We start from the raw sequence: 24,589 nt of genomic DNA, 5'->3' as shown, positions 1-24,589 counted from the left end.
TGCCCGGCCGCCCCCACCCGGTCGCTTCGCGACCACCCTCCCCGGAACGGGGAGGGAGAGGCAACTACGACGCCCTCAATGCGCCGCGTTCAACCGTTCGAACACGGTCTCATAGCCATTCACCTCCGCGAACCGCAGCGGCTTGACCCGTTCGACCAGGATTTCGCCGCGCGGCGTGTCGCCCCGCTCGATCAGGCCGATCACTTCGTTCGTAAACTCGGCCAGCGGCATGGAGTTGGGGTTCTCCGCATGGCCCGGCATTAGGTCGGTGGCCACGGCGGGCGGGGCCAGTTCCAGCACCTCGACCGAGGCACCCGCCAGTTGATGTCGCAGCGACTGGGTCCAGGAATGGATCGCCGCCTTGGTCGCATTGTAGGTCGGCGTCGCCGCCAGCGGGATGAAGGCCAGGCCCGATGTCACCGTCATCACCGTCGCCGCCGGCTGGGCCGTCAGATGCGGCAGAAGCGCGGCGGTCAGGCGGATCGGCCCCAACAGGTTGGTGGCGATGGTCCTCTCGGCCACGGCCAGATCGAACGGCTGGGCCTTGAGGTCTTCCGACTGCATGATGCCGGCGTTCAGGATGACCGCGTCCAGGGCGGGGTGATCCTTGACCACCTGGGCGCCGAAGGCGGCGATGGCGGCGGCGTCCTCCATGTCCAGCGTCGCCCAGGCCATGCCGGGATTGGCGGCCGCTGTCGCCTTCAGCACGTCCGCGCGACGGCCGGTGATGATGATCCGGTTGCCCCGCGCGTGCAGCGCCTCGGCCAGGGCGCGGCCGATGCCCGTGCCGCCTCCGGTGATCAGGATGGTGGCGTCGTTGATGTTCATGATCGTCTCCTTGCGGGATGCGCCCGCGATGAAGACGAGGTATGGGTTTCACTCTCCAATCGAAAGCAGGCACTTGAAACCGCCCTACTTACCGCTCGGAAAGAAATGGATATGACGGCTGTTCCGCCCGCAAGAATCGCTCATCCCGAGACTGGTGACTATGCCGATCCCCGCGTCGAGGCCCTGGTCAACGACGTGATCGGCCGCGTCGCCGACAAGTGGACCATGCTGATCCTGGAGGTCCTGGCCGAACACGGCGAGCAGCGCTTCACCCGCGTCGGCGACCTGGTCGGCGGGATCAGCCAGAAGATGCTGACCCAGACCCTGCGTCAGATGGAGCGCGACGGCCTGGTGGTCCGCACCGTCCACCCGGTCATCCCGCCCAAGGTCGAATACCGCCTGACCGACCTGGGCTTCACCCTGGCCGAAGCCTTCTGCGGCGTCTGGACCTGGGCCGAAAAGAACATCGACCGCATCGAGACGGCGCGGGCGGCGTTCGACGGGCGCAAGGGATAGGGCGGTTGCTAGCGTCGCGTCATATCGACCGTGCCGATAGGCCCGCCGATGGGCAGCAGGCGGACCCTGAGATCGACCGTGCCGGCGAAGCCCTGACGTGCGCGGTCGGTCAGGGTGAAGATCATCCTCATGCCGCCCGAGCCTGAGGTGACGACCAGCCTGCCGTCGCGTATCCGGCATTGAGCGGGCTGGTTATCGACCTCGCAGGTCAGCCGGTCGCCGGATCGGGCCGTGATCGTGAGCGGTTGAACGAACGGTCCGCCGTCCTTGGACTTGAAGGTGACGGTGCGCGCCTGTCCCTCGACGGGCGTCATCCTAAGCGTCCAATCGCCGATCACATCGCGGCCGGTGATCGGCGCGGCGGTTTGAGCTAGCGTCGCGCTACCGAGCAGCGAAGACGCCAACACGGCCGCGCCGATCCAATTCTGTTTGATCATACCGCCCTCCAAATATCGCCCCAGGGATGCATTGAACGATAACCATCGATTGGCACGTGAATTCTTGGACAGTTTTGGCGGAGGGGACCGTTACCCCTGCACCGTCTCCGTGATGAAGTGCCGGCCCTGCCTGTCCTCGATCTCCACCACCCACAGGTCCGGGTCATACCTCCGTTGCCGGGCGATGTAGGCGTCCAGTTCGGTTTCGTTGTCGGATGTGACCGGCTGAATCCACAGGCGCTCGCCATCGGGGCCGAAGGCTTCGGTGAACAGGCGGGCGGTGCGGGTGGAGGTGTCGTAGGCCTTGACGATGACCGAGCCGGCGCGGTCGTCGCCCCTGGCGACCACGGTGGCGTAGGCGCCCTCGATCTGGGCGCGGCGGATCAGGGCGCTGACCCACAGGTCGCTGGAAAGAAGCAATTCGCTAACCCTGCTCGCACACGGAACCCCAACCCTGGCGGGCTAGGGTCGGGGCATGAGGATAGGCCTTTCCCCCCGGCGGACCCAAGCCCTTATGTCGGCCTTGCTGATCGCCGCGACGCCCGTCGTCGCGATGGCCGCGCCGCAGGACCGGTATTATGAGCGCAGCTTCGTGCTGGCCGCCAACGACCGCTGCGGCCTGTTCGAGCCGCAGTTGACCGCCGCCCTGACGGCGGCGGCCTATCAGGCGCGGGGCGCGGCCCTGCGCGCGGGATCGAATGACCGGCAACTGGCCGAGACGGCGCAGCGGGCGCGGGCCCGGGCGGTCACCACGCCGTGCGGCTCGGCCGATCTGAAGACGGTTCAGGGCAGGGTGCAGACCGCCTTTTCCGGCTGGTCGCGCACGACGCGGATGGAGTTTCCCGGCGACCGCAGGGCATGGAGCGCGGACCGCGCCGCCTATTCCCGCCCGACCTGGCGGCTGATGCAGGCGACCGTGACCGGCGCCTCGCCGGTGCGGTTCGGGGTGGTGGGCGGCATGGCCCGGCCCGACCAGCTGGCGGCGGTGGTGTCCTGGCGCGGACGGTCGCGGCCCACCGGGGTCAGGATCGTGATGCGCGACGTCGGCGTGGCGCCGCGTCCGTGGCTGGCCCAGGGCCTGCCGCCCGCGGTCCAGCGCCGCGCCTTCTGGGCCGCCGGAAACCAGGCGGCCGAGCGCACCCTGCTGGCCGAGGGCCGCGCCGAGGGCCAGACCTGGGTCTTTCCCGCCGAGGCCGCCGACGCCCTGTCGCGGCTGGACCCGCGCGAGGTCTTCACGGTCGAGTTCGTCTTCCGCGACGGCAGCATCGCCCGCTCCACCTTCGAGGCCGGCGACTTCGCGGCGGGCCGGGCGTTCCTGGCGATGGGGCGGGTCTAGGGGCGACGCGCGAAAGGACGGGGTCTTGCGGACGACCCCATGATCTCTACCTCGAACCCGGGACGCGACATCAGGCGTCAGGGCCAGCAGGCGGATTCATGACGACCGAAAACAAACGGGTTCTTCTGGCCAGACGGCCGACGGGCCTGCCGACCCCAACCGATTTCCAGATGGAGTCCGCGCCTGTCCCAGAACCGGGCGACGGCGAAGTTCTGCTTGAAATCCTCTATCTCTCGCTCGATCCCTATATGCGCGGGCGCATGAGCGCGGCGAAATCCTATGCCGATCCAGTGGCGATCGGCGCGGTCATGGAGGGCGGCACGGTGGCGCGCGTCGTGCGCTCACGCCACGCCGACTTCGCCGAGGGCGAAATCGTTCTGTCGCATTCGGGCTGGCAAACCTATGCCGTCTCGGATGGCGCAGGGCTGCGCAAGCTCGATCCACAAAGCGCGCCCGTCAGCACAGCGCTCGGCGTTCTTGGAATGCCGGGCTTCACCGCCTATGCGGGGCTGTTGACCATCGGTCGTCCCCAGCCGGGTGAAACGGTCGTTGTGGCCGCCGCGAGCGGGCCGGTGGGCGCCACGGTCGGACAGATCGCGCGCATAAAGGGAGCAAGGGCGGTCGGCATCGCAGGCGGCGCGGAAAAATGCGCCTTCGTCCGTGATGAACTGGGCTTCGACGCCGTGATCGATCACCGCGCGCCGGACTTCGCCGAACAACTGAGGGCGGCCTGTCCGAATGGGATCGACGTCTATTTCGAGAATGTCGGCGGCCATGTCTGGGACGCGGTATTTCCGCTGCTGAATCCCTTCGCGCGCGTGCCGGTCTGCGGCCTGATCGCGCAATATAATGATGATCCCGGGGCGACGTCCGGTCCCGACCGGCTGCCGGGCGTGATGCGCGATGTGCTGAGCAAGAGCCTGACGGTTCGCGGCTTCATCCAGCGCGAGTTCGCCGATCAACGACCGGCTTTCTACGACGAGGTCGCCGGTTGGATCCGAGACGGCCGGATCAAATATCGCGAGGATATCGTCGCCGGACTGGACAGGGCGCCCGACGCCTTCATCGGTTTGCTTCAGGGCCGCAACTTCGGCAAGCTCGTGATCCAGGTGGCGCCCTAGCCGCCGTGAAGACCGCGCGGCCCGATCCCCGGTCTAGGCCGGGACGGAGCCTGGGGTCTTGGCGGGCTCAGTCGGCGAGATCGCGTCCGCCCCTCCCGTCGCCATCACCGGCAACCGGATCAGGACGGCCGTGCCTTCGCCCAGGGTGCTGTCGATGGTCATGCGGCCGCCGTGCAGTTCGGTCAGGCTGCGGACCAGGGACAGGCCCAGGCCAGTGCCTTGGGCCTTCTGGTCGGCGCCGCCCGCCTGTTCGAAGGGGCGGCCCAGGCGTTTCAGGTCTTCGGGGGCGATGCCGACGCCGGTGTCGGACACCGCCAGCTCCAGGTCCGGGCCGTCCGCGTCCAGGGTCAGGGTGACGGAGCCGCCGGCGGGGGTGAACTTGACCGCATTGGACAACAGGTTCAGCGCCATCTGCTTCAGGGCGCGGGCGTCGGCGCGCACCGTCAGCGGCTCGGCCGACAGGACGGCGGCCAGGTCCACGCCCTTGTCGTCGGCCTGCAGCCGGACCAGGGCGACGGCGGCCGAGACGGCGTCGCGCGCGTCGAACCCGGCGACCGCCAGCTGATAGCGTTCGGCCTCGATCTTGGACAGGTCCAGCACGTCGTTGATCAGGTCCAGCAGGTGGCCGCCCGCCTGGTGGATGGCGTCGGCGTAACCGGCGTAACGGTCGGGCAGGGGGCCGAACAGGCGCTGGCGCATGATGTCGGCGAAGCCCAGCACGGCGTTCAGGGGGGTGCGCAGTTCGTGGCTCATATTGGCCAGAAAGCGGGTCTTGCCGGCGGACTGGGCCTCGGCCTCGACGCGGGCAGTCTCAAGGCCCAGTTCGCGGGCGAACTGGGCCGTGCCGTCGAACGCCTGGGCGATCAGACGCGGGCGGCGGTCGGCGTCATGACGCAAGGGGGCGACGATCAGGATGACGCGGCGGTCCAGGGCGATACGCGGGCTGAACTGCACCTCGGCCGGATGGCCCGACAGGGCGCGCGACAGGGCGGCGGAGACGGCCGGCCGATCCGGCGCATGGGCGCTGGCCACCAGGCCCTGGTCGATCAGGGCCGGGACGGACAGGGCGGGGGGCGCCGCGCCCCAGGTCGCGACCGCATGGCCCGACGGCTCCAGCAGCAGGGTCAGGCCCGGCTGGTCGCGCAGCAGGGCGGCGATATGCTCGGCCTCGTCCCTGGCCTCGATCAGGCGGCGGCGACGCTGGCCCCAGGTCAGACGCAGGGCCGAGCCCGCGGCGGCCAGGGCCAGCAAGGCCGAGGCGGCGGCCAACAACGGCCCTTGCGCCTCCGGCCCGTTCAGCCAGCTGGACGTCAGGCCGCTGAAGATCGGCAAGAGCACGCCGAACACCCCCAGCCAGGTCAGCCCGTCGCGGCCGTCCCGCTCGTGGTCCAGGGCGATCCCGGCGGCCAGCGGCAGGACGACCAGGCCGGGCAGGGCGCCGGTCACGCCCCCGGTCAGGCCCGCCGCCGCCGTCGCCGCGACCAGCCAGCCGACCATGATCGCCAGCCGCAACGCCAGGCTGTCGCGCACCATCAGCACCACGCCCAGCACGCCGGGCAGGGCCATGATCAGAAGCGCCGCCAGCGGGCCGTTGTGCAGGCCGCCCGCCATCTGGGCCGACAGGGCCGTCAGGCTGACCGCCACGGCCCAGACGGCGTGCCACAGGGCCAGCGTGGGTGCGACCAGCGGCGCGCCCGACCGGGCGTCATGCGGCGCCGGGCGCAGGTCGTCCTGGAAGCTGTGGCGAGGCAAGGAGGTCAATCAGTCGGCCGGTGTTCTGTCTGAGCCCAGATTAGTCGCCGCCTTGAGTCGGCGCGAGGCCGCTCCCCCCTCAGGCGAACCCCCTCGCGGCGTTCACCATGAATATCGGGGGACAAAACGGCCGGTTGTCGTTAACGGCCCGGCGGCCTATCCAGCCCTCCATGACCGCAAGCCACCGCACGCCCCCGACAGACACCCTGGATGAGACGCTCGTTGAGCTGGCCGACGACTTCGACCTCCTGGGCGATTGGGAGCAGCGGATCGAATATGTGATCGAACTGGGCAAGGGGCTGGCCCCGCTGGACGACGCGGACCGCCTCGAGGCCAACAAGGTGCCGGGCTGTGCGGCCCAGGTGTGGCTGGCCGTGACGCCGGCGGACGGCCGCCTGTGGTTCGCCGCCGACAGCGACAGCGCCCTGTCCAAGGGCAATATCGCCCTGCTGCTGAAACTGTATTCCGGGCGCACGCCGTCCGAGATCCTGGCCTTCGACGCCAGGGCCGCCCTGGACCGCCTGGGCCTGCCCTCGGCCCTGACGCGCCAGCGCGCCAACGGCCTGAACAGCATGGTCGGGCGGATCAGGGAGGCGGCGCTGGCGGCGGGCTAGGTTACAGCGCGATCCTCAGCGACGCCCGGATGCTGCGCGGGGCGCCGGGGAAGATCCACAGGTTGCTGTAGGAGCTGGCGGCGTAGCGTTCGTCGAACAGGTTGTCGACCTCGACCCGCGCCGTGACCTGGCGCGTCAGCCCATAGTCCAGCGCCGCCTTGGCCTTCCAATAGGCGGGCAGTCTGACCGGATCGGCCAAGGCGCCGGCGCGGTCGCCGACATAGGCCGCGCCCGCCATCACCGACCAGTCCGTGCCGTGGGCGGTGGGGAAGCGGCCGATGGCTAACAGCGAGCCTGAGTGTTCGGGCACGTTCAGCACCGCGTCGCTGGCGAAGCGGCTGTCGTCGGCCTTGGCGTCGGTCCAGCTGTAGTTGGCCACCACCTGCCAGGCGTCGTCCAGGCGCAGCGACCCGTCCAGCTCGATCCCGCGCGTGGTCAGCTTGCCCACCGGGGCCAGATAGTTGGAATCGACCGGATCGGTGGTCAGGATGTCGGACTTCTTGATGTCGAACACCGTCGCGGCCAGGTCCAGCCCGTCCCAGGCGCCGGCCAGACCGATCTCATAGCCCTGGCCCTTTTCGGGCGCGAAGCCCGCGCCGTCGCGGCCCGTGCCTGAATTCAACACGAACGACCGGCCATAGCTGGCGTGGGCGGTGAGGTTGTCTGTCAGGCGGTAACGGGCGGCGAAACGATAGTCGAACGGCGTGTCCGACGCCTGACCCACCGCGCCGGTCCGGTTGTTGCGGATGCGCTGGTCATAGTCGTCCAGGCGCAGGCCCGCCGACAGGCTGAGGCGATCGTTCACCTCCCACAGGTCCTGGGCGTACAGGGTCACGACCTCGCGCGTTTCCAGATTGTCGGTGAAGGGCAGGGGGGTGGGCGCCGGAACGGCCCCATAGACCGGGTTGAAGACGTCGATCGGATAGGGGTTGGCCGCCGTCGGATTGATCCGCAGCCACTTCTCGCCATAGGTCAGCCTATAGGCCTTGGCGCCGAAGGCCAGGTTGTGAACGCCGACGCCCGCCGCGACCACGCCGTTCAGCTCCAGCCGCGCCGACAGGTCCTCGACGGAGAAGTCGCGGCCCCGGCGCTGGCGCCACAGCTGGTCGCCGACCAGGCGGGACTGATCGCTGGACAGACCCCTCAGCGAACCGCCGCGCCAGGCGACGCCGCCGTTCAGGCTCCAGGCGCCGTTCAGGGCGTATTCGCCCGTGATCTGATGCCGTTCGTTGCGGAACCGGGTCGGGCCGTCGCCCGGCTCGCCGTAATAGTTGGATTCCGGCAGGGCCAGGGCGTCGCCCTTGATGGCCGGCATTCCCCGGTCGAACAGGGTGGTGAAGGTGGTGAACTCGCCCACATAGGTCAGGCGCAGGTCCGCATTGGGCCGCCACGTCAGGGAGGGAGCGACCACGGTGCGGTCCAGCCCGACGCGGTCGCGCCAGCCCGTGCTGGTCTCGCCCGCCAGGATCAGCCGCCCGGCCAGGGTCTCGTGCAACGGGCCGGTGACGTCCAGCTCGCCGCGCCGCAGTCCGAAGGAGCCGACGGTCGCGGTGAACGCCGCCCCGGTCGTGAACCTGGGCGTCTTGGACACCAGATTGACCCGACCGGCCGGGTCGATGTCGCCGAACAGGGCGCCGGACGGCCCCTTCAGCACCTCTATCCGTTCGGCCGTGGCCGGGTCGCGCGGCGGGGCCATGCCGCGATTGGCCAGGAAGCCGTCGACGTAATATTCCGCCCCGCCGTCGGGCGTGCCCAGAAAGCCGCGGATGGCGAAATTGTCCATCACGCCGCCGCGATTGTTCTGCTGGCTGACGCCGCTGACCAGCTCCAGCGCATCGGCCAGGCGGGTGGCGCCGACCGCCAGGATCAGGTCGTTCTCGATCGAGCGGCTGGACGGGGACATGGTCTCGGTGTCGCGTCCGGCGCCCAGGGTCCGGTCGCGCGGCGCCGTGCGGCGGCCCAGGACGACGATTTCGCTCAAGGCGGCCGGTTCGGCGGCGGCTTCCGGCGCTGGAGCCGCAAGAGCCACGGACGGTTGGGCGGCGGCCAGCAGGCAGGCGCCGGCGCAGCTCGAAAGCAGGGACAAGTCAGGCTCCGTTTGAAACGTTATACTATATCGGCTATCCGCTTGGGCATGACGCTGTCAACCGCTGCGACGCTTTCGCCCTCCGCCCCTGCCCCTGCCCCGGCCCCTGCCGTTTCCCGGCCCGCCCTCGCCCTGGCAGGCGTGGGCGCCCGCATCCGCTCCATCGACGCCCTGCGGGGACTAGTCATCCTGCTGATGCTGGTGGACCATGCGCGGGAGTTCTTCTTCATCCACGCCCAGGTCTCGGACCCGATGGACGTGTCGACGACCGCGCCCGGCCTGTTCTTCACCCGGCTGTCGGCCCATCTGTGCGCCCCGGTGTTCGTCGCCCTGACCGGGCTGGGGGCCTGGCTCTATGCGGACAAGACCGCCAGGGGCGGGGACCGGGCGCGGGCCGCGTCCGGCTTTCTGCTGAAGCGGGGTCTGTTCCTGGTGGCGCTGGAACTGACGGTGGTCAGTTTCGCCTGGACCTTCTCGCTGAGCCCGCAGACGATCTATCTTCAGGTGATCTGGGTCATCGGCCTGTCGATGATCGCCCTGGCGGCTCTGGTGCATCTGCCCCGCCCGGCGCTGATCGGGGTCGGACTGATCATCGTCCTGGGCCACAATCTGCTGGATCCGATCAGCATCGCGCCGGGACAGGCGGGCCATGCGCTTTGGGCCATCCTGCACGAGCGAGGCTTCATCGATCTGTCCGGGTTGGGGCTGGGGGTCGAGCAGGCCCGGACCTCCTATCCGCTGTTGCCGTGGATCGGCGTCATCGCCCTGGGCTATGGCGTCGGGCCTTGGTTCGCAGGGCCGCAGGGGCTGCGGATCAGACGTCTGGCGGCGACGGGGCTGTCGGCCCTGGCCCTGTTCGCGATCCTGCGCGTCCTCAACCTCTATGGCGATCCGACGCCGTGGGCCGTTCAGGCGACGCCGCTGCAGACGGCGATGAGCGTGCTGAACCTGACCAAATATCCGCCGTCCGCCGATTTCATCCTGCTGACGCTGGGGGTCGGCGCCCTGCTGCTGGCGGGGCTGGAGCGGGCGTCGGATCGGCTGATCGGCCTGCTGGCCGTGTTCGGCGCGGCGCCCTTGTTCTTCTATCTGATCCACCTCTACGCCCTGCATCTGCTGCAACGGGGGTCGCTCGCGGTCTTCGGGGCCAATCAGGGGGACGGGTTCGCCGTGCCGGGCGTGGGCTGGCTCTGGGCGCTGGCGGCGATCGTCGCCATTCCCTGCTGGTTCGCCTGCCGCTGGTTCGCCCGGATCAAGCGGACCAGCGGCCAGCCCTGGATGAAATACCTCTAGACGCCGATGCCATAGTGTTCGGCAAGGGCCTGCAGCGCGTGTTTCAGCACCGTCTTGCCCTGGCGGCGGCGCAGGCCCAGGCCGGTTTCGGCCAGTTGCAGGCTGTCGCCGTGGATGCAGATGCGGTTCAGCATGGGGCGCAGGCGCGGGCCGACGGCGGTCAGCGCGGCCTCCACCCGGCGCGAGGCCGACAGGGCGCGGTCGCCGGGCTCCAGCCGCGCGGCGGTTCCGGCGCCTGACGTCGGCAGGGCGTCCCAGCGCATGGTCAGGGACGGACCGCGCAGGGCGAACTCGGCTTCGCGCCGCAGACGTTCACCCGCCGCCGCCTCGGCCGGCGTCAGCCAGGGGCGGCCCGAGACGTCCTTTCGCCGCGCCAGCCAGGCGATGGGGCTTTCGCCCAGATTGGCCGTCCGCCTGGCCACCCGCCCGTCGGGCTGGATCAGGTCGCGTTCGCCCAGGATGACGCCCGGCCGACCGGGCGGGGCCGAAGCCGTCGCCGCCGCCTCTCCGGCCGGACGCGTCCGCCAGCCGCCGCCGGGCCGGGCGCGCAGGCCGGGGCGGTCGATCAGGGCGCGGAACTCGTCCTCGTTCAGGGTCAGGCTGACCCGGCTGCGCCGATCCGCCGACAGCCGCAGCGCATAGGCGCCCTGCGCATCCTGGGCCAGCCAGGCGCCAGGGCGGGTCATCAGGTTGCGCGCCCGCTCCACGACGCGGCTCATCGGGCCAGATCCAGGACGGGCCGCTCATAGAGGGCCTGGATGCAGGTCTCCAGATCGTTGAGCAGGTCGTCCAGGGTGCGCCGGTCCCGCTCGTCCTCCACCCAGCGGCAGGCGGCCCCGACGCTGGCGCGATTGACCCCGAAGACATGGCTGACCCGCTCCAGCGTCCAGCCGAAGGCGACGTGCGACAGATACATGGCCACCCAGCGCGGGCGGGCGGTGCGCGGATGCATCCGGCCCCGGCCGATCATCTGCGACGGGCGCGCGCCCGTCCGCGCGGCGACCAGATGGATGGCCAGCCCGGCCTTGATCCGATCATCCTCGCTGACCGGCACGATATAGTCTTCCAAGGCGAACGCCCTCCCTGTTCTTCTGAACCCAAGGCCCGCACCATAAGGCGCCCCGACCTCGTGATAGGAATAAAAGCCTATCTGACGTCAAAATCGGTCGTGGCGTCTTAACCGCCTTGAGGTTGTGGGTTTGGCGATAGGCTGGCTGAGAGGCGGTCGCGGCGCGCGGCCGGGCCGCGCGGGCGGCGGACATGGTTAATAAATTTCGAATCCTTGACTCGGCCCACTCGACGCCGATTCGCAAATCAGCCTAGATTCGACTCAATCGAATGGCGTTAACCCTTCTTAAGGTTTTCACGTCTTAACCTGCGAACAAGGTTACCCGGCCGTATGCCAGGGTGGTTACCGCAAAGCTATGGCCTGGAGGGGCACGAATGCGCGTCCTGTTGATTGAAGACGATCACGCAACTGCCCAAAGCATCGAACTGATGCTGAAGTCGGAAGGCTTCAACGTCTACACGACCGACCTGGGTGAAGAAGGCATCGATCTGGGCAAGATCTATGACTACGACCTCATTCTTCTTGACCTGAACCTGCCGGACATGAGCGGCCTAGAGGTCCTGCGCCAGCTGCGCGTGGGCAAGGTCAACACCCCCGTCATGATCCTGTCGGGCAGCCACGAGATCGAAACCAAGGTCAAGACCTTCGGCGGCGGCGCCGACGACTATATGACCAAGCCCTTCCATAAGGACGAGCTGATCGCGCGCACCCACGCCGTGGTCCGCCGCTCCAAGGGTCACGCCCAGGCCATCATCCACACCGGCGAGATCGCCGTGAACCTGGACGCCAAGACGGTCGAGGTGAACGGACACCGCGTGCATCTGACCGGCAAGGAATATCAGATGCTGGAGCTGCTGAGCCTGCGCAAGGGCACCACCCTGACCAAGGAAATGTTCCTGAACCACCTGTACGGCGGCATGGACGAGCCCGAGCTGAAGATCATCGACGTCTTCATCTGCAAACTGCGCAAGAAGCTGGCCACCGCCGCCGACGGCAAACACTATATCGAAACCGTCTGGGGTCGCGGCTACGTCCTGCGCGACCCGTCAGAGAGCGTCGTCACCGTCGCCGCCTGATCGATCTTTCGATGCCGAAATGACGAAACGCCCGCCGGAAACGGCGGGCGTTCTGCGTTCAGGCGCTCCATCGACCCTGTTGCCGCTCTGGGGCGTCGAAGGCCAGGATGGCGATCAGGCCGCCGCCGTCGGCGTTCGTCAGGGTCAGGCGCGCGCCCGCGCGTTCCGCCATGCGGCGGGCGATGGTCAGGCCCAGGCCCGAACCGCCGCTGTCGCGTGAGCGGGACGGGTCCATGCGCTGGAACGGCTCGAACAGGCGGGGGATCTGGTCGCCGGGGACGCCGGGACCATGGTCGCGGACCGTCAGGCGCACGTCCGAGGCGTGGCGCACGGCGGACACCTGGGCGTCGCCGCCATGCCGCACCGCGTTGTCGACCAGGTTCGTCACGCAGCGGCGCAGCGCCTGCGGTCGGGTGCGGATCACCGCGCCGCAGCCGTGGACGAAGACGACGGGCTGACCCGCGTCGGCGGCGTCCTCGCACAGGGCGGACAACAGGGCGTCCAGATCGACGGGAACCGCGTCCTCGACCGTCGTCTCGATGCGGGCCAGATCCAGCCCCTCGCGCACCAGATGCTGCATGGCGGCCATATCCTTGACCAGCTGGGCGCGAAGGTCCGCGTCGTCGACCTTCTCTATGCGCAGCCGCATCCGGGTCAGGGGCGTCTGGAGGTCGTGGGCCACGGCGGCCAGGACGCGGGTGCGCTCTTCAATCAGAGCCTTGAGCCGGGTCTGCATGGCGTTTAGCGCCACGGTGGCCTGGCGCACCTCGCGCGCGCCCTCCTCGATCAGCGGCGGCCGATCCAGATCGTGGCTCAAGGCGACGGCGCCTTCCGACAGGCGGTTCAGCGGTCCGGCGGCCAGACGCGAGGCCATCCAGCCGGTCAGCAGCACGCCCGCCAGACCGAGGGCCAGCAGGGCGGCGGCTTCGGGGCTCAGGCTCCAGGGACGCGGATTGGCCGGCAGGCTGATGGCCACCTGGGCGTCCGGCTGGCCGTGAGGACTGAGGACCAGGATTCGGCACCGCATATGCGCCGTCACGCCGCCGCAGGCGATCAGCGGCGCCCTATAGGCCTTGAGCGCCACGCCCTCTATGCCGCGCCGCTTGAACGCGGCCGTCACGGCCTGCGTCAGGGCCGCATCGGCCGCACCCAGCCTGAGCCCGTCGGCTGGCGGCAAGCCCATGGACAGGGCGGCGGCCGGGTCGGCGCTGGAGCCCGCCAGGTCGACGATTCTTTCGGCCGTGACGAAGTCGTGCGATTCCGACAGGCCCTTGCGATGACTGAAGCTCAGCGCCGCGAAGGTGACGCCCGCCGCCAGCAGGGCGCCGATAAGCAGGAGCAGGAAAAGGCGGGTTGTCTCGTTTCCCGCGCGGCGCGGCCTCAGGCCCGCCATGTCACCGTTCCCGACAGCATATAGCCCAGATTGCGCACGGTGCGGATCAAGGTCGGGTTCCTGGCGTCATCGCCCAGCTTCTGACGCAGACGGCTCACTCGCAGGTCGACGGCGCGATCGTCCGTGTCGGCTATGGTCGAAAGGGCGCGTATGCGCTCGCGCGAAATGGCCTTGCCGCCGTTTCGGATCAAGGCGTGAAGCAGGTCGAAGTCCGCGCTCGACAGGGGCGCCAGCCGTCCGTCCGGCGCCGTCAGCGACCGTGTGGCGATGTCCAGGGACCAGCCGGCGAAGTCCGCGTGGCGGCTTTCGGCCGTATCCCTGGCCCCATCGGCGCGCCGCAGGACCGTGCGGATGCGCGCGACCAGTTCGCGCGGCTCGAAGGGTTTGGCCATATAGTCGTCGGCCCCCATTTCCAGCCCCAGTATCCGGTCGATGGGGTCGCCTCGCGCCGTCAATATGATGACCGGGATCAGGGAGGCGGCGCGGATGGAGCGGCACAGGCGCAGCCCGTCCTCATCCGGCAGGTTCAGGTCCAGCACGACCAGATTGACCGGCCCCGCGTCCAGCGCCGCCTGCATCGCCTTGCCGTTCGCCGCCTTCAAGGTGCGGAAACCGTGCTGCTCCAGGTGGTCAGCCAACAGATTTCGAATGTCGCGATCGTCGTCGACGATCAGCAGAACGGGAGCGGCCGGTTGAGACATCGGAGGGCCAGGTGACGTGAGACCTCACTTGTCCATCCGCCTCATGGCCAAAGCGCGGCGGACACAATCGGACACAAATCCGGGCGGCCTCGATACTTTGCGACACGGCTCGGTCCTTAACCCGCCGGAACCTGGCGCGAAACAAAAGGCGTCCGACATATCGTCGAACGTCCTTCTCAAGGGAGACACCCCCATGACGTCCTTCCGCACCGCCGCCGCCCTGTCCGCCGTCGCGCTTGTCGGTCTGACCAGCGGCTCGGCGTTCGCCGCCACTCAGGCGGCTTCCAGCCGCCAGTCCGCGACTTCGCCCGCCGCTTCGTCCACGACATCGCCCGCTCGTCCGTCGACGACCGCTCCGCGCGCCACCCCTGCGCCTGCGCCCTCGACGGGTGCGTCGGCGCATAACGCGCGCGGCCACCGCGCCGGTCCGGCTCAAACGCCGGCTCCGGCGCCGAAGAAAAAGTAAGGACTACGCGCCTTCCCCCCGGAACGTCCATCGGTCCAAGGATCGGTGGGCGTTTTGCTGTCCGCCCCCGCCAGAGCGGCGCTTAGCGCGGCGATCCGAACCCCGCCGCCAGCGCCGCCGCCATCGGATTGGGGCGGCCGAAGCTGTCGAAGGGCAGGGGCCTGTCCCGACCGTCGTCCTTGTCGCCCTGCCTGTACCAGCTGTCGGCATCGCGCAGGCCCCAGACGGTGAAGGCGAACTGCTGGGCCCTGGGCAGGGCGGCGAAGGCCTGGGCCAGTTCCGTGACGCGCGCGGACTGGGCGGTGATGCGTTCGCCCTGGCTGCGCAAATCCAGCCGGTCCTCGGTGCGCAGGGTGCAGTCCAGCTCCGACACATGGATGGGCAGGCCGAACTGGGCCGCCTCGCGCATGAAGGCGGCGATGACGCCGGGCTTGATGTCGATCCACAGGTGCGATTGCAGCCCCAGCCCCTGCAGCGGACAGCCGGCCTTCAGCAGGCGTTCGACCAGTTTCAGGAACTGGGCGCCTTTGGCCGGCACGCTTTCCTGATTGTAGTCGTTCAGGAACAGCACCGCCTCGGGATCGGCCGCCCGCGCCTGTTCGAAGGCGCGCAGGATATAGCCGTCGTGGCCGTAACGGGCGCTCCAGTGGCAGTCGCGCATCCCCGATCCGTCGTCCAGGATCGGCTCGTTGACCACGTCCCAGCTGCGGACCTTGCCGCGATAACGGCCGGCGACCGTCGCGATATAGCCGTCGAAGGCGCGGTCGAAGGCGGCGCCCGACAGTCCGGCGAACGCCTCTTTTCCTTGCGCGTACCAGATCAGGGTGTGGCCGTGCATCGCCATGCCCTCGGCCTGGGCGAAGGCGGCGATACGGTCGGACCGGTCGAAGTCGGGGCGGTCCAGGCCGTTCGCCAGGATATATTCCATCTTCATCTCCCATTCCGGCGTCAGCTGGGAGACGTTGGCGCGCGCCAGGGCGACCCAGTCCGGGTCGTCGATCTGGCTGGCCTTGATCGCCGTGCCGAAGGGGGCGGGGGCGACGGATTTCAGCGGCGGGACATTCGGCGGGCTGGCCTCGGCCGAGGCGAACCGGTCGCAGGCGGCGAGAGCGAGGGGCGCAGCGAGGAGGGCGCGGCGGGTCGGGGTCAAGGTTCTCCCTCGCCCGCAGGGGGAGGGAGATTGTCGCCTGTCAGACCGCACGTTTGCGCAGGCCCATTTCGTCGAAGGCGGCGGTTTCGCGCTTGGCGATGGCGACCAGCTGGTTCAGCCGGGTCGTTTCGGCGACGTGTTCGAACTTTTTCAGCTCTTCGAAGGCGCCGGTCAGGGCGTCGCGGGCGCCGGCTTCCTCGGCGTCCAGCACGGTCAGGTCGCCCTCGGCCTTGGCCTTGCGGGCCTTCCAGCCGTTCAGATAGGCGCCCAGCATCATGCCGGCCTCGGCGTCCAGACGGGCGCGGTCGCGCTCGCCCTCGGCCTCGGCGTCCAGAACGGCGATGCGGACCTCGGCCTGGCTGCGGCGTTCGGCGATCTCGGCCAGGCGCTTCTGCAGCGTCTCGACCTCATAGTTGGAGATGCGGATCAGGGATTGGGCCCAAGCGGTCATTTCGTCGTCACTCTCTGATCATGCCTTGGCTCAGGATTGCTTCCAGCCGGGTAAAGGAATCGGAAAGACGGGTCGCGTCGTCCTTGTCCTGACCCAGGAAGTCCTCCAGCGCCGGATTCAGGGCGATGGCCCGGTCCACGATGGGGTCGGCGCCGGTCCGGTAGGCGCCGATCTTGATCAGCTCTTCCATATTGGCATAGGCCGACAGGCATTGGCGCGCGCGCTTGTTCAACTCGCGCTCGGGCGGGGTCTGACAGCCGGGCAGGGTGCGGCTGACGGATTTCAGTACGTCGATGGCGGGGAAACGCCCGCGCTCGGCGATCTTGCGGTCCATGACGATGTGGCCGTCCAGAATGCCTCGCACCGCGTCGGCGATCGGTTCGTCGTGGTCGCCGCCGTCCACCAGCACGGTGAACAGGGCGGTGATCGGCGCCGCCGTCGTGCCGTCCGGGCGGATCGGTCCCGGCCCGGCCCGCTCCAGCAGTTTGGGCAGTTCGGTGAAGACGGTGGGGGTATAGCCCTTGGTCGTCGGGGGTTCGCCCGCCGCCAGGCCGATCTCGCGCTGGGCCATGGCGAAGCGGGTGACACTGTCCATCAAGCACAGCACCTCCAGATCCTGATCGCGCAGGAACTCGGCGATGGCCATGGTCATATAGGCGGACTGGCGGCGCTTCAGGGCCGGTTCGTCGCTGGTGGCGACCACCACGACGGCGCGTTTCAGCCCCTCTTCGCCTAAAGTCTCCTCCACGAACTCGCGCACCTCTCGGCCCCGTTCGCCGATCAGGCCGACCACGACCGCGTCGCAGGTCGCCTCTTTCGCCAGCATCGACAGAAGCACCGACTTGCCCACGCCCGACCCGGCGAAGATGCCCAGACGCTGGCCCCGGCAGGTGGTGGTGAAGACGTCCATGGCCCGCACGCCCAGGTCCAGCCGCTCGCCGACCCGGCCGCGTGAATGGGCCGGGGGCGGGGGCGCGCGCAGGGGATAGGGGGCAGGACCCTGGGGTAATGGCCCCTTGCCGTCGATGGGCTGGCCGAAGGCGTCGATGATGCGGCCCAGCCAGGCGGTGGTGGGCCTGACGCTGGCGGCCTGATCGATGATGCGGATGTCGGCGCCGGGGGCCACGCCCTCGACCGGGCCGAACGGCATCAGCAGGGCCTTTGAATCGCGGAAGCCCACGACCTCGGCCGGCAGGGGCGCCTGTCCGCGCCGCCCGATCTCGGCCCGGGCGCCGACCGCCAGGCGCGACAGGCCGCCGCGCGATTCGATCAGCAGGCCCGACACGCCCGCCACCTTGCCGGTCACGACCAGCGGGTCGATCGCTTCGACGGCGGCGACGAGATTGCGCAAACGGGACCCCAGGAACAGCTCTCAACCAGATGCGCCATCGTGGTTAACGACCGGTGAAGCCCGCCCGACCGGATGGGGGATCTGCAACTCATGATGAAGCTATGCCGCAATAACAGCCAAGCTTCACAACCTTTGCGAGAAACGCTTTCGCAAGGTTTGAGGCGCAAGTTGCGTTCATCGCAATCCAAGAGGGTCGGGATGTTCACCAAACGACGCGCGCAATCGGATCAACAGGCCCGGCTGGCCGATCTGGACGGCAAGATGGCCGCCATCGGCCGATCCCAGGCGGTGATCGAGTTCAACATGGACGGCGCCATCATCGACGCCAACCAGAACTTTCTGACCACCATGGGCTACACGCTGGAGGAAATCCGCGGCGCCCATCACCGCCAGTTCATGGACCCGGCCGAGGCGGCGGCGCCCGACTATTCGGCCTTCTGGCGCGAACTGAACGCCGGCCAGTTCATGGCGCGCAAGTTCCGACGGCTGGCCAAGGGCGGGCGCGAGGTCTGGCTGCAGGCGTCCTACAACCCGGTCTTCGGCGCCGACGGCCGGCCGGTGAAGGTGATCAAACTGGCCATCGACATCACCGACCACGAGCAGGATGCGGCCCGGCGCGAGGCGGCGCGCATCGCGGCGGAACAGGCCCAGACCGTGCTGGTCGAGGCCCTGGCCGGGGTGCTGGCGCGGCTGTCGGCGGGCGACCTGACCGCGCGCATCGACGCGCCGGTCGAGGGGGCGCATCTGCGCGTGCGCGACGACTACAACGCCGCGGTCGAGAGCCTGCGTCAGACCCTGGGTCAGGCGCTGGGGGCCATCGGCGCCCTGCGCGGCGGGGTGGGTGAAATCTCCAGCGCCTCGGACGACCTGTCGCGGCGCACCGAACAGCAGGCCGCCAGTCTGGAAGAGACGGCGGCGGCGTTGGATCAGATCACCGCCACCGTCAAACGCAGCGCGGACGGCGCGCGCCAGGCCTCGGCCGCCGCCGCCGGCGCCCGCACCGAGGCGGATCGGTCGTCCGAGGTGGTGCGTCAGGCCGTGGCGGCCATGGACGGCATCAGACGCAGCTCGACCCAGATCAGCGACATCATCGGCGTGATCGACGAAATCGCCTTCCAGACCAATCTGCTGGCCCTGAATGCGGGGGTCGAGGCGGCGCGGGCGGGCGAGGCGGGACGCGGTTTCGCCGTCGTGGCGTCCGAGGTTCGCGCCCTGGCCCAACGCTCGGCCGAGGCGGCCAAGGAGATCAAGACCCTGATCACCACCTCGGGCCAGGAGGTGTCGCAAGGGGTGCGGCTGGTCAACGAAACTGGCGCGGCGCTGGAAGCCATCGCGGTCAAGGTGGCCGAGATGGACGCCCTGGTCTCCGAGATCGCCGCATCGGCCCAGGAACAGGCGACCGGCCTCAGCCAGGTCAACAGCGCCGTCAACCAGATGGACCAGGTCACGCAGCAGAACGCCGCCATGGTCGAACAGACGACGGCGGCGGCGATGAGCCTGAAGACCGAAACGGACCAGCTGGCGCAACTGGTCGAACGGTTCGATACGGGCGATGCGCCGGTCAAGACCCAGGTTCACCATCTGACGCAGGCGTCCGGCCCCGTTCCCCTGGCCCGCGAACGCGCCCGCATCCGCGCCTATGCCGCGGGCGGCGCCGCGACGGCGGTCAGTCAGGAGTGGGAGGAGTTCTGACTCTCTGATGTCCGCTCGTCCCCGCCTTCGCCGGGATGAGCGGACAGAAGCGCCCTAAACTGGTTCCGGACCCGTCTGCGGTTCGCGCGTCGTGGCGATGGCGCCGACCGAGGCGGCCACGATGGCGGCGATGGCCAGCCATTGCTGGCCGGTCAGATGCTCGTGCAGGATGACCAGACCGGCCAGGGCGCCGACCGCCGGTTCGATGCTGAGCACCACGCCGAAGGTGCGTTTGGGAATGGCGCGCAGGGCCACCATCTCCAGCGAATAGGGCAGGGCGCTGGAGAAGATCGCCACCGCCACTCCCGCCAAGACGATGGCCGGGTTAAACAGCGCCATCCCGGCGTGGGCCACGCCGAACGGCACCACGACCATGGCCGCCACGCTCATGCCCAGGGCCACCGACTGACCGGCGTGCAGGTGCGACAGCCGCTTGCCGAAGACGATATAGAGCGCCCAGCACAGGCCCGCGAAGGCGGCCAGGCCCATGCCGACCGGATCGAGCGCGCCGGCGCCGCCCTTCAGCGGCAACAGAAGCCCCAGTCCCAGCGCCGCGAAGCCGATGCAGACGAAATGGATCGGCTTGCGCGAATGCAGCAGCGCCAGCGTCAGCGGCCCCATGAACTCGATGGCGATGGCCAGGCCCAGCGGAATGGTCCGCAGCGACATGTAGAAGCTGAGGTTCATGGCCCCCAGCACCACCCCGTAAAGCGCCACGGCGCCCAGATCGGCGCGGGTCAGGCGGAACCGCCAGGGCCGGAACACCGCCACCAGGATGACGGCGGACAGTCCGACGCGATAGGCGGTCGTGCCCTGCGCCCCGATCACGGGGAACAGGGTCTTGGCGAAGGAGGTGCCGCTGGCCAGGATGGCCATGCCTGCGAACAGCGCCAGATAGGGGATCAGGCGCGTCATCAGCGGCGATGTCAGATGCGATTTCAGGGCGACGGCGGTCATGACCGATGACTAGCCGAAATACGGTTGCGCTTCCCGGCGATTTCCGGCCTGAATGCGCCTGAATTCGGCGTCAGGGACTATGATATGACGAATTTCGTCACGCTGGATGCGTTCGATCACAGTCTGCTGGATCGGGTGCGTCGCAACAATCAGGAACCGGCGCGGGTCACGGCCGAAGCGGTCGGCCTGTCGGAATCGGCGGTCCTGCGTCGGCTGAGGCGGCTGCGGGCCGAGGGGGTGATCGTACGCGACGTGGCCATGATCGACCCGGCGCGGATCGAGCCGCGCATCGTCCTGCATGTCCAGGTCGAGATGAACACCCAGGAACGCAAGGTGATGGACGCCTTCCAGCGGGCCATGAAGGCCAGCCCGGAGGTTCAGGGCTGCTGGGACGTGACGGGCGAAACCGACTATCTGCTGACTGTCGCCGTCCGCTCCATGCAGGATTACGAGGCGTTCGGCATTCGCGAGCTGGTCCCCGAAAAGGGCGTGCGCGGCTACAAGAGCATGATCGTGATCCGCGAGGTGGTCGGGTTCGACCCGGCGCGGGCTGTGCTGGGGCGTTAGAGCGTTTCGCCCGTTGCGTCATCCTCGGGCATGACCCGAGGATCGGATGGTCCGCCGCGCGTGCGACAGGATCGGCGCACAGCCCGACCGGCGCCCGGTCCTCGGGTCGAGCCCGAGGATGACGGAAAAGAAGAGTCGCGCCTTCGGCGAGAGCGGAGGTGGGACGTCCTGTCAGAAATCCTCGCCCGCGCCCCCTTGCGGATCGAAGCCTCCGCCTATCTGTTAGCGCAACTGCAACATGCCCTTCGGAGACCGCCCCATGTCCGACTTCAGCTACGACGCCTCCCGCCACCTGAAGACGGGTCGGGGCAAGGTCTATGACTCGATCATCGACACCCTGGGCGACACGCCCATCGTGCGTCTGCCGCGCCTGTCGGCGGAATACGGGGCCAAGGCGACCGTCCTGGCCAAGCTGGAGTTCTTCAACCCCATCGCCTCGGTCAAGGACCGGATCGGCGTGGCCATGGTCGAGGCGCTGGAGCAGGCGGGCAAGATCAATGCGGACACGGTTCTGGTCGAACCGACCAGCGGCAACACCGGCATCGCCCTGGCCTTCGTCGCCGCCGCCAAGGGGCTGAAGCTGATCCTGTGCATGCCCGAAAGCATGTCGATCGAACGCCGCAAGATGCTGGCTCTGCTGGGCGCGCAGCTGGAGTTGACCCCGGCCGAAAAGGGCATGAAGGGCGCCATCGCCCGCGCCCAGGAGCTGCTGGAGACGACGCCGAACGCCGTCAGCCCCTCGCAGTTCGAGAACCTGGCCAACCCCGCCATCCACCGGGTCACCACGGCCGAGGAGATCTGGAACGACACCGACGGAGCGGTGGACATCGTCGTCGCGGGCGTCGGCACCGGCGGCACCATCTCCGGCGTCGGCCAGGCGCTGAAGGCAAAGAAAGCGTCCGTCCAGATGATCGCGGTGGAGCCGGAGGCGTCGCCGGTGCTGTCGGGCGGCCAGCCGGGACCGCACAAGATCCAGGGCATCGGCGCGGGCTTCACGCCCGCCATCTATGACGCCTCGGTCGTGGACGGGGTGGAGCAGGTGTCCAACGACGACAGTTTCGACATGGCCAGAAAGGCCGCGCGCGTCGAAGGCATTCCGGTCGGCATCAGCTCGGGCGCCGCCCTGAGCGTCGCCTTCCGTCTGGCGGCGCGCCAAGAGAATGCGGGCAAGACCATCGTGGTCATCATCCCCTCCTTCGCCGAACGCTATCTGTCGACCGCATTGTTCGAGGGCTTGTAGGCGCAGTCTTCGGCGGCCGCCCCATCGGGGGCGATATTCGAACAGGCCGTGACGCGGCCCGGGGCGGTCAAGAGCGGCTTGACCGTGCCGGGCGTCTTCGCCAGGGCGCCGGGGATCCCACGGGTTCCGAGGCCGGGGTGTTCGTGATCCAGGTCATGGCTGGGGTGGTCAACAACATCCGAAGCCCTCATGCCCGGTTAACCGCTCGCGTCTAGATTGGACGTATGGGCGAACAACCAGCCATGATCGCGCAAGAGCCTGGGGCGGAAACGCCGATGCGGGCGCGCCGGGCGTTGCTGAAGCGTCTGGCCGATGTGGTGTCTCTGCCCGCCAGCCGGATCAACGCCTTCGAACGCGCGGTGACGGGCGATCTGCTGGTCGAGATGCTGCGTCTGGCCACGCGCGAAGAGCGCCGCCGCGTCGCCGCCCGCCTGGCGCCCCTGGCCGAACTGCCCAACAGCGTGGCGCGCATCCTGCTGCGCGACGAGGTGGAGATCGCCGGCCTTCTGATCGAACAGTGCGCGTCCCTCAGCGATGCGGACATCGTCGGCTGCGCGCGCGACGCCGGCGTCGATCACCGGCTGCTGATCGCGGGCCGCCGGGGCCTGTCGGAGATCGTGACCGAGACCCTGTTCTCCTTCGGCGAGATGGAGGTGATGGAGGCGGTGCTGCGCAACGCCACCGCGCGCCTGTCGCAGGTGGGGATCGAGGCGGTGGTGGGCCTGAGCCGACAGTCGCCGGGCCTGTGCGGCCTCCTGCTGAAACGCCCGGAGCTGAGACCGTCGGGCGCCTATGTCATGTTCTGGTGGTGCGGGCCGGAGGACCGGCGCACCATCCTGCAAAGGTTCGCCGTGTCGCGCGAGGTGATGCAGGAGGCGTCCGAGGACGTGTTCGGCATGGCGGCGGCCGAGGACTGGGGCGATCCCGTCGCGCGCAAGGCCCTGCAGTTCATCGAGCGACGCCAGCGCAATCGCGGCGCCATCGCCAAGAGCCCCTTCGACAGTCTGGAACAGGCGGTCATGGTCGCCGGGCGCGACGGGCTGACGCGCGAGACGGCCTCGGAAATCGCCTTCCTGTCGGGCGTCAAGCCGCTGACGGGCGCCAAGCTGCTGGGCGATGCGGGCGGCGAGCCCCTGGCCATCTTGTGCAAGGCCACGGGCCTGTCGCGCGCCGATCTGGCCAATCTGTGGCGCTCGATGCGCCGGCCCGAGACGGTCGCCGACGGCCACATCCATCCCGATTGGGAGCGGGTGCAGATCACCTATGAAATGCTGGCCGTGGACCGGGCGCAAACGGTGCTGCGTTACTGGAACTGGTCTCTGTCCTCGGCCCTGACGCCCAGTCTGTTGCGCGCCATACGCGACGGGGAGGACGATGTGGTCGACGAATATTCGGCACCCGAACGCGCGGCGATGATGGTCCTGGCCGAAGACTTCGGCCGCTGAGCTTCACCACTACAGATATATGCAGCAGCGTGCATAGATCGGTCATCAAGCGCGGGTTTGCTATCGGGATCGAATAACTCTATTAGCGGATGCAGGATGTGTCGGCTGTGGAATCGGTCGGACGCAATAGATCAGGAAAGCGAAGACGCGAATGGAAGATAAGCCCGAACTGCTCGAGATGACCGCAGACATCGTGTCCGCCTATGTGGGCAACAATACAGTCTCGGCCGAGACCCTGCCGTCGCTTATCGCCAGTATCCACGCCGCCCTGTCGGGCGTTTCCAATGGTCCGGTCGAGGCCGAGCCGGAACCCAAGGAACCGGCGGTGCCGATCCGCAAGTCGATCGCCCCCGACTTCCTGATCTGCCTGGAAGACGGCCGCAAGTTCAAGTCGTTGAAGCGCCACCTGCGCACCAAATACGACATGAGCCCCGAAGAATACCGCGCCAAATGGGGTCTGCCGAAAGACTATCCCATGGTGGCCCCGAACTACGCCAAGGCGCGTTCTGAACTGGCCAAGTCGATGGGCCTGGGTCAGGGCGGCCGCAAGCCCGCCCGCACTCCGCGCGTCAAGAAATAAGCCGAGACGCCTCGGTATAGAGACGCCCGCTTCCGAAAGGAGGCGGGCGTTTTGCTTTGGGGGATCGCGCGATCTTTCTCCCTCCCCGTTCCGGGGAGGGTGGTCGCGCAGCGACCGGGTGGGGGCGACAGGGCGAAGCGTCATGGCTGTCTGAATGTAGCCTAGGCATACGCATGGCCGCCTCAGCTCGGCTGTCGAGGAGGCGGCGTACCATCTCCGGGGGTGTTTGCTGTAGGGAGCCGATTCTCTGTCCCTGCGCGAGACCGCTGACGCCAACGCTTGAAGCAGTAGTGAAAAGCCATCGCGATAAAATGCTTGATGATGGTGTGGACTAAAGCGGGGCCGTGGTTGGCCATGAAGTCGGTGAGGGTGTCGATGACGGTCATCCGTCGCTCCTTTCAAAAGAAAGGATCGATGCTCGGTCAGTCCGAAATCTCGCAACGCGGTCTTGTTGTCGGATGCGATCTG

26 protein-coding genes are annotated in these 24,589 nt (G+C 68.5%); 12 read left to right on the top strand and 14 right to left on the bottom strand.

Features of this window, described 5'->3' with window-relative positions; all coding sequences use genetic code 11:
- Positions 1-75: 75 nt before the first annotated feature.
- Positions 76-828, bottom strand: a complete 753-nt coding sequence (locus tag P0Y50_01380; GenBank protein ID WEK40284.1) for an SDR family NAD(P)-dependent oxidoreductase — start codon at positions 826-828, stop codon at positions 76-78.
- 111 nt (positions 829-939) lie between these two features.
- Here P0Y50_01380 and P0Y50_01375 point away from each other — a divergent pair, with 111 nt between their 5' ends.
- The gene (locus tag P0Y50_01375; GenBank protein WEK40283.1) at positions 940-1,344 is read left to right on the top strand and encodes a helix-turn-helix domain-containing protein; all 405 of its coding nucleotides are present in this window, start codon (positions 940-942) and stop codon (positions 1,342-1,344) included.
- Between the two features lie 8 nt (positions 1,345-1,352).
- Here the strand turns inward: P0Y50_01375 and P0Y50_01370 are convergent, their stop codons facing one another.
- Positions 1,353-1,781, bottom strand: a complete 429-nt coding sequence (locus P0Y50_01370; protein WEK40282.1) for a hypothetical protein — start codon at positions 1,779-1,781, stop codon at positions 1,353-1,355.
- Between the two features lie 90 nt (positions 1,782-1,871).
- Positions 1,872-2,201: a DUF1491 family protein gene (locus P0Y50_01365; protein WEK40281.1), complete on the bottom strand. Its 330-nt coding sequence runs from the start codon at positions 2,199-2,201 to the stop codon at positions 1,872-1,874.
- A 94-nt stretch (positions 2,202-2,295) separates the two neighbouring features.
- On the opposite strand from P0Y50_01365, the gene P0Y50_01360 reads away from it, so the two are divergent.
- Both P0Y50_01360 and P0Y50_01355 read left to right on the top strand, forming a co-directional pair.
- On the top strand, positions 2,296-3,117 hold the full coding sequence (locus tag P0Y50_01360; GenBank protein ID WEK40280.1) for a hypothetical protein: 822 nt from the start codon (positions 2,296-2,298) through the stop codon (positions 3,115-3,117).
- Positions 3,118-3,215: 98 nt separating this feature from the next.
- Complete coding sequence (locus P0Y50_01355; GenBank protein ID WEK40279.1) at positions 3,216-4,238, top strand: NADP-dependent oxidoreductase; 1,023 nt, start codon at positions 3,216-3,218, stop codon at positions 4,236-4,238.
- Between the two features lie 33 nt (positions 4,239-4,271).
- Here the strand turns inward: P0Y50_01355 and P0Y50_01350 are convergent, their stop codons facing one another.
- The gene (locus tag P0Y50_01350) at positions 4,272-5,999 is read right to left on the bottom strand and encodes a HAMP domain-containing sensor histidine kinase (GenBank protein ID WEK40278.1); all 1,728 of its coding nucleotides are present in this window, start codon (positions 5,997-5,999) and stop codon (positions 4,272-4,274) included.
- A 161-nt stretch (positions 6,000-6,160) separates the two neighbouring features.
- Here P0Y50_01350 and P0Y50_01345 point away from each other — a divergent pair, with 161 nt between their 5' ends.
- The gene (locus P0Y50_01345; protein WEK40277.1) at positions 6,161-6,604 is read left to right on the top strand and encodes a SufE family protein; all 444 of its coding nucleotides are present in this window, start codon (positions 6,161-6,163) and stop codon (positions 6,602-6,604) included.
- Between the two features lies 1 nt (position 6,605).
- Here the strand turns inward: P0Y50_01345 and P0Y50_01340 are convergent, their stop codons facing one another.
- Complete coding sequence (locus P0Y50_01340; protein ID WEK40276.1) at positions 6,606-8,690, bottom strand: TonB-dependent siderophore receptor; 2,085 nt, start codon at positions 8,688-8,690, stop codon at positions 6,606-6,608.
- Positions 8,691-8,738: 48 nt separating this feature from the next.
- Between P0Y50_01340 and P0Y50_01335 the strand changes: the two genes are divergently transcribed.
- A complete protein-coding gene (locus P0Y50_01335; protein ID WEK40275.1) occupies positions 8,739-9,983 on the top strand; it encodes a DUF1624 domain-containing protein in 1,245 nt (414 codons plus the stop codon).
- On the opposite strand, the gene P0Y50_01330 is transcribed toward P0Y50_01335, so the two are convergent.
- Both P0Y50_01330 and P0Y50_01325 read right to left on the bottom strand, forming a co-directional pair.
- Complete coding sequence (locus tag P0Y50_01330) at positions 9,980-10,702, bottom strand: DUF6456 domain-containing protein (protein ID WEK40274.1); 723 nt, start codon at positions 10,700-10,702, stop codon at positions 9,980-9,982. The genes P0Y50_01335 and P0Y50_01330 overlap by 4 nt on opposite strands.
- Entirely contained in the window at positions 10,699-11,052 is a 354-nt protein-coding gene (locus P0Y50_01325; protein ID WEK40273.1) for a chromosomal replication initiator DnaA, read from the bottom strand. The genes P0Y50_01330 and P0Y50_01325 overlap by 4 nt, the downstream gene beginning before the upstream one ends.
- Before the next feature lie 374 nt (positions 11,053-11,426).
- Here P0Y50_01325 and P0Y50_01320 point away from each other — a divergent pair, with 374 nt between their 5' ends.
- Positions 11,427-12,128, top strand: coding sequence for a response regulator transcription factor (locus P0Y50_01320; protein WEK40272.1), 702 nt, complete (start codon positions 11,427-11,429; stop codon positions 12,126-12,128).
- Between the two features lie 58 nt (positions 12,129-12,186).
- Here the strand turns inward: P0Y50_01320 and P0Y50_01315 are convergent, their stop codons facing one another.
- Entirely contained in the window at positions 12,187-13,521 is a 1,335-nt protein-coding gene (locus tag P0Y50_01315) for an ATP-binding protein (GenBank protein ID WEK40271.1), read from the bottom strand.
- A complete protein-coding gene (locus P0Y50_01310; protein ID WEK40270.1) occupies positions 13,509-14,222 on the bottom strand; it encodes a response regulator transcription factor in 714 nt (237 codons plus the stop codon). Before P0Y50_01310 ends, P0Y50_01315 begins: the two co-directional genes overlap by 13 nt.
- A 193-nt stretch (positions 14,223-14,415) precedes the next feature.
- Here P0Y50_01310 and P0Y50_01305 point away from each other — a divergent pair, with 193 nt between their 5' ends.
- Positions 14,416-14,688, top strand: a complete 273-nt coding sequence (locus tag P0Y50_01305) for a hypothetical protein (protein ID WEK40269.1) — start codon at positions 14,416-14,418, stop codon at positions 14,686-14,688.
- Between the two features lie 82 nt (positions 14,689-14,770).
- Here P0Y50_01305 and P0Y50_01300 read toward each other — a convergent pair whose 3' ends face one another.
- From P0Y50_01300 to fliI, 3 genes are read right to left on the bottom strand one after another with little or no spacing between them, the layout of a single operon-like run.
- Positions 14,771-15,838, bottom strand: coding sequence for an endo-1,4-beta-xylanase (locus tag P0Y50_01300; GenBank protein ID WEK40268.1), 1,068 nt, complete (start codon positions 15,836-15,838; stop codon positions 14,771-14,773).
- Between the two features lie 40 nt (positions 15,839-15,878).
- On the bottom strand, positions 15,879-16,289 hold the full coding sequence (locus P0Y50_01295; GenBank protein ID WEK40267.1) for a flagellar export protein FliJ: 411 nt from the start codon (positions 16,287-16,289) through the stop codon (positions 15,879-15,881).
- A 7-nt stretch (positions 16,290-16,296) separates the two neighbouring features.
- Positions 16,297-17,640 (bottom strand): flagellar protein export ATPase FliI, encoded by a 1,344-nt coding sequence (gene fliI, locus P0Y50_01290; protein ID WEK40266.1) that lies wholly within the window; start codon positions 17,638-17,640, stop codon positions 16,297-16,299.
- A 198-nt stretch (positions 17,641-17,838) separates the two neighbouring features.
- Between fliI and P0Y50_01285 the strand changes: the two genes are divergently transcribed.
- Entirely contained in the window at positions 17,839-19,332 is a 1,494-nt protein-coding gene (locus P0Y50_01285; GenBank protein ID WEK40265.1) for a PAS domain-containing methyl-accepting chemotaxis protein, read from the top strand.
- Positions 19,333-19,386: 54 nt separating this feature from the next.
- On the opposite strand, the gene P0Y50_01280 is transcribed toward P0Y50_01285, so the two are convergent.
- A complete protein-coding gene (locus P0Y50_01280) occupies positions 19,387-20,289 on the bottom strand; it encodes a DMT family transporter (protein WEK40264.1) in 903 nt (300 codons plus the stop codon).
- Between the two features lie 84 nt (positions 20,290-20,373).
- Between P0Y50_01280 and P0Y50_01275 the strand changes: the two genes are divergently transcribed.
- From P0Y50_01275 to P0Y50_01260, 4 genes are all read left to right on the top strand, one after another.
- Positions 20,374-20,856: an Lrp/AsnC family transcriptional regulator gene (locus P0Y50_01275; GenBank protein ID WEK40263.1), complete on the top strand. Its 483-nt coding sequence runs from the start codon at positions 20,374-20,376 to the stop codon at positions 20,854-20,856.
- 259 nt (positions 20,857-21,115) lie between these two features.
- Positions 21,116-22,096: a cysteine synthase A gene (gene cysK / locus P0Y50_01270; GenBank protein ID WEK40262.1), complete on the top strand. Its 981-nt coding sequence runs from the start codon at positions 21,116-21,118 to the stop codon at positions 22,094-22,096.
- Between the two features lie 224 nt (positions 22,097-22,320).
- Positions 22,321-23,541 carry a DUF2336 domain-containing protein gene (locus tag P0Y50_01265; GenBank protein WEK40261.1) on the top strand — a complete coding sequence of 407 codons (1,221 nt, stop codon included), beginning with the start codon at positions 22,321-22,323 and terminating at the stop codon, positions 23,539-23,541.
- A 151-nt stretch (positions 23,542-23,692) separates the two neighbouring features.
- Entirely contained in the window at positions 23,693-24,121 is a 429-nt protein-coding gene (locus P0Y50_01260) for a MucR family transcriptional regulator (protein ID WEK40260.1), read from the top strand.
- 182 nt (positions 24,122-24,303) lie between these two features.
- Here P0Y50_01260 and P0Y50_01255 read toward each other — a convergent pair whose 3' ends face one another.
- Positions 24,304-24,507, bottom strand: a complete 204-nt coding sequence (locus P0Y50_01255; GenBank protein ID WEK40259.1) for a hypothetical protein — start codon at positions 24,505-24,507, stop codon at positions 24,304-24,306.
- Positions 24,508-24,589 lie beyond the last annotated feature (82 nt).

Origin of the sequence: Candidatus Brevundimonas colombiensis (assembly GCA_029202665.1) — a bacterium.
GTDB classification, from domain to species: Bacteria; Pseudomonadota; Alphaproteobacteria; order Caulobacterales; family Caulobacteraceae; genus Brevundimonas; species Brevundimonas colombiensis.
This window is presented reverse-complemented; position numbering and strand designations above follow the sequence as displayed.